Genomic DNA, 3,227 nt, shown 5'->3' on the forward strand with positions numbered 1-3,227 from the left:
CCCGCGCGGCGTGCAGCGCGACCTCCGCGTCGTCCGGGGCGGCGGAGAGCGCCAGCGAGAGCGCCGCGTCCGCCTCGGGGAGCCGCCGCGTCCGCTCCAGCTCGCAGGCGTACCCCACCAGCGGGTCCGCCAGGCGCGCCGCGTCCACCCCGCCCTCCTCCTCCAGGAGGAGGAGCAGGCGGCGCAGCACCGCGCGCTCCGCGCCCTTCGCCAGGGCCGACACCTCGTCGCCCGCGCGCAGGGCGACGAAGCCGGAGCCCTCCTCGCCCGCGACCGCGTGCTGCACCGCACGCAGCACCAGCGCGCCGGCCGCGGCGCGGCGTCCACGCTCGCCCGGCGAGCTCTCGGAGATCTGCTGGAGGGCGCCGGCGGCGGCCAGCACGCTGTGGGAGATGGGTGCCATTCGGATAGTAGTTGAGAAAGATTCTCAAACGCGTCCAAATGATACCCCGATCCCCCCCGAATGTCAAACCATTTCTTCGCCGGCCGGAAACGGCGAGGCGGCCCCGCCGCGTGGAGGGGCCGCCTCGTCCGTCGCGTTCCGCTGCTGCCGCTACGGGCGGGCGCGGTTGCGCTCGGGCGTGTACGTGGCGCAGACGGCGCCTTGCGGGCCGACCTCGACGCGGATCTCCCCCGCGTGGCACTCACGGTCCTCGTTGAACTTGCAATCGGTCACGGAGCAGGAGCCCACCGCAGAGGGTTCGGCCGCGCGCTTCTCCTGTGGATTCGCCATTCTGTCCTCCTCGTTGAAAATGGACGTCACTGCCCGAGCGATTTTGCAAGATGCGGACCACCCGCGGAACGCGCAAGTGCGCTTGTCTCAAGAGTTTGCGAATCATTCTCAACCGGTCTGGATGCGCGCCGGGAGCCGCCGGCCCGGCCCGCCGGCCTTGCGGCCCCCACGGGCGCGGATCAGATTCCCTGCGTTCCCGGAGCGCCCACCCTCGCGCCGATGGCCGCCGTGCAGGTCGAGACCTTTACGGACTTCACCTGCCCGTTCTCGTACGTGACGGAGGCCGCGCTCCGCCGCGCCGCCGCGGAGACCGGGGCCGCCGTGCGCTACCGCGCCTTCGAGCTGTATTCCGTCCCGGCGCCGCTCCCGCTTGACGCGGGAATGGAATGGGCGGAGGCGCTCGCCCCGCTGGCCGCGGAGACCGGGGTCGTCCTGAGCCGCCCCGGGTACCAGTCCCGGACGCGCAAGGCGCACGAGGCGGCGCGCTTCGCGGAGGAGCGCGGGGCGGGTGACGCCATGCGCGCCGCGATCTTCGCCGCGTACTTCGCCGAGGGGCGCGACGTGGGGCGCATCGACGTCCTGGTGGAGATCGGCACCGCGCTGGGGCTGGACCGCACCGAGCTGAAGGTGGTGCTGGACATCGACCGGTACACCGGGGCCGTCCTCGCCGACGAGGCGCTGGCGGAGCGGAGCGGGATCCGGTCCGTCCCCGTCGTGGTCGCCGGCTCCGGCACCGGGGCGCAGGCGCTGGTGGGGGCGCAGTCGTACGCTGCGCTGCGGGAGGCGGTCGCCGCCCGCTGAGGGCACAGCCAAGGTCAACCGGGCGCGGCGGGCTCCGCCGCGTCCCGCAGGAGAACGAGAGCGATATGGCAGACTACGAGCGCAGCACGGTCTATCCGGTGCGACAGGCGCTGGAGACGGCGCACGAGATCCTCACCACCCGCGGCGAGCTGGAGCGGGCGCAGGAGTCGCGGCACGGCGCCGTCTACACTGGCGGCGAGGGCACGGTGGAGGTCGACGTGCACCGGCACGGACTGTCCACCCTCGTGACCGTGCGGACGGACCGCCTCCGCACATCGAAAATAGACGGGGTCGTGCGGTACCTGCTGAACCAGCTCCCCTATCAGCACGGGGATCCGCCGCGGGAGTAGCAGACGGGCCGCCACCCGGCGCCCCCCACCCGGCTCGCTGTAAGCTCGCCACCCTCCCCCGCATGCGGGGGAGGGCTTTCTGTCCAGTGTTTCATCCCGTCGCAGCCTCTCCATGGGCATCGCACGGACCACTACCTCGTCCTGGCGGAACCGCCGCTCCAGCACCGCGCGGTACTCGCCCCACCACCCGTGCTCCAGGGCCTCGACTATGACCTCGAAGGTCGCCACGTCGTCGCGGGCTACCTCCCCGTCCGGCTCCCGCCACGCCCCCTCGGCGGGGGAGTGTAGATACGCCGTCACCCCGCCGAAGCGCTCCGTCAGCTCCTCCCGCACCCGGTCGAAGGGCGCTCGGCCGAAGGACTCGCCCCGGTTGTCGTAGAGCGGGAGGAAGATCTGGACCAGGTGCATGAGTGCGGTGCGAGGTGAAGGTCTGCCAAGCGCACCGGCCGCGGGGGAGGATCCCCACGGCCGCGGAAGGGCGTGGCGCCCCTACTGCCGCACCTCGAAGCGGACCGGCTGGGAGAGCCGCACCTCCTGGGTCTGGGTGACGCGGTTGACCACCCGCCGGAACCATCCCGGCTCCCGCCGCGCCCCGCCGTGCTCCATGACGACCTTCGCCAGGTCGACCACGTCTGCGTTGCGCATGCGGATGCACCCGTGCGACTCCGCCCGCCCCAGCGAGTCCTCCGCGTGGGTGCCGTGGATGAAGTAGTCCGGCTCCTTGAAGAACATCTTCACCCGTCCCATCGGGTTCTGCGGGTCGCCCGGAGCGCGCGCCTTCTTCCCCTTCGCCCACGAGGCGTCGGGCGGTACCCACCGCGGGTTCCAGATGACCCGCTGGATGCGGAAGGTCCCCTTCGGGGTCGGATGATCCGGCTTCCCGACGGCGACGGAGTACGTCCGCTCGACGTTTTCGCCGCTGATGACGTACAGCTCCCGGTCGGAGAGGTCCACCACCACCCGGACGGAGCTCGCCCGGCCCGGGACTTCGGCCGCGGCCCGCGAGTCGAGCGAGAGGGGGGTGGAGGCCGATCCCGCCAGCGCCACGGCCCCGATTGCCAACCACTTGCTATACATCGACATAGATATCGTCACACGGTTCGCCTGGAAGGTGCCTGGGTGGCGGGCATCAGGCGAGGATCGTGCCAAACGCATGTTGCTCCTGCACCTGGCTGCAGGGGCTCGAAGCTTGCCTTCCGGCCCCTAGAAGGCTGTTGAAGAAGGGGGCCTTCGGAGGCGGCACCGAGTCGACGGCAGGATTGGCCGTGGAGAGGGCACGCAGCGGCGGCTCCGCGGGAGGCGTAACAGAGGAGGCAAGGCTGGTACGGAGCACAGGCGGGATG

At 71.6% G+C, this 3,227-nt stretch carries 5 protein-coding genes; 2 read left to right on the forward strand and 3 right to left on the reverse strand.

Annotation, left to right across the window (positions count from 1 at the left end):
* Window positions 1-403 (reverse strand): hypothetical protein (locus VGR37_01100; GenBank protein ID HEV2145992.1); only part of this gene is annotated, 403 nt, incomplete at its 3' end.
* Window positions 404-553: 150 nt separating this feature from the next.
* The gene (locus tag VGR37_01105) at window positions 554-733 is read right to left on the reverse strand and encodes a DUF1540 domain-containing protein (protein ID HEV2145993.1); all 180 of its coding nucleotides are present in this window, start codon (window positions 731-733) and stop codon (window positions 554-556) included.
* 228 nt (window positions 734-961) lie between these two features.
* On the opposite strand from VGR37_01105, the gene VGR37_01110 reads away from it, so the two are divergent.
* Together VGR37_01110 and VGR37_01115 are read left to right on the forward strand one after the other, a co-directional pair.
* Window positions 962-1,534, forward strand: coding sequence for a DsbA family protein (locus VGR37_01110; protein ID HEV2145994.1), 573 nt, complete (start codon window positions 962-964; stop codon window positions 1,532-1,534).
* 65 nt (window positions 1,535-1,599) lie between these two features.
* Window positions 1,600-1,884 carry a hypothetical protein gene (locus VGR37_01115; GenBank protein ID HEV2145995.1) on the forward strand — a complete coding sequence of 95 codons (285 nt, stop codon included), beginning with the start codon at window positions 1,600-1,602 and terminating at the stop codon, window positions 1,882-1,884.
* A 489-nt stretch (window positions 1,885-2,373) separates the two neighbouring features.
* Here the strand turns inward: VGR37_01115 and VGR37_01120 are convergent, their stop codons facing one another.
* Complete coding sequence (locus VGR37_01120; protein HEV2145996.1) at window positions 2,374-2,961, reverse strand: L,D-transpeptidase; 588 nt, start codon at window positions 2,959-2,961, stop codon at window positions 2,374-2,376.
* Window positions 2,962-3,227 lie beyond the last annotated feature (266 nt).

The organism is Longimicrobiaceae bacterium (assembly GCA_035936415.1).
In the GTDB taxonomy this organism is placed as follows: Bacteria; Gemmatimonadota; Gemmatimonadetes; order Longimicrobiales; family Longimicrobiaceae; genus JAFAYN01.

Excerpts from the sequence above, each read along its gene's own strand:
- VGR37_01120 (HEV2145996.1), bottom strand. The coding sequence starts at position 2,961 with ATGTATAGCAAGTGGTTGGCAATCGGGGCCGTGGCGCTGGCGGGATCG.
- VGR37_01105 (HEV2145993.1), bottom strand. The coding sequence starts at position 733 with ATGGCGAATCCACAGGAGAAGCGCGCGGCCGAACCCTCTGCGGTGGGC.
- VGR37_01115 (HEV2145995.1), top strand. The coding sequence starts at position 1,600 with ATGGCAGACTACGAGCGCAGCACGGTCTATCCGGTGCGACAGGCGCTG.